The 308-nt window shown below is 55.5% G+C and carries 1 protein-coding gene; it reads right to left on the reverse strand.

Annotation, left to right across the window (positions count from 1 at the left end):
- Window positions 1-308 (reverse strand): FAD-linked oxidase C-terminal domain-containing protein (locus SB765_RS28815; RefSeq protein WP_410932381.1); only part of this gene is annotated, 308 nt, incomplete at both ends.

Genomic DNA, 308 nt, shown 5'->3' on the forward strand with positions numbered 1-308 from the left:
TGCCGTAGCTCAGCCCGTGGCTGTCGAGCAGCGCGCGAAACTCGACAATGTAGTCCGCCAGTTTTTCCGGTGGGACCGCGGTATCTTCCACAAAGGGAATCGGTTTAGCCCGGCCTTTGGCATTTCCCAACAGACCCACCGCTTTTTTACGCATGTTATAGATGCGTTCAATGCCATCCAGGTCGTTACAGAACTGATAGCCAATCACGCCGCCCTGCTGCTGCGCCATCAGTGCGTCAAGGCGGCCACAAAGCTGTTCAATCTGCTGATCGATCAGCGCGGCGTTGTCACCGGCAAACTCAACAATA

Origin of the sequence: Pseudomonas sp. SIMBA_067 (assembly GCF_046534675.1) — a bacterium.
In the GTDB taxonomy this organism is placed as follows: Bacteria; Pseudomonadota; Gammaproteobacteria; order Pseudomonadales; family Pseudomonadaceae; genus Aquipseudomonas; species Aquipseudomonas putida.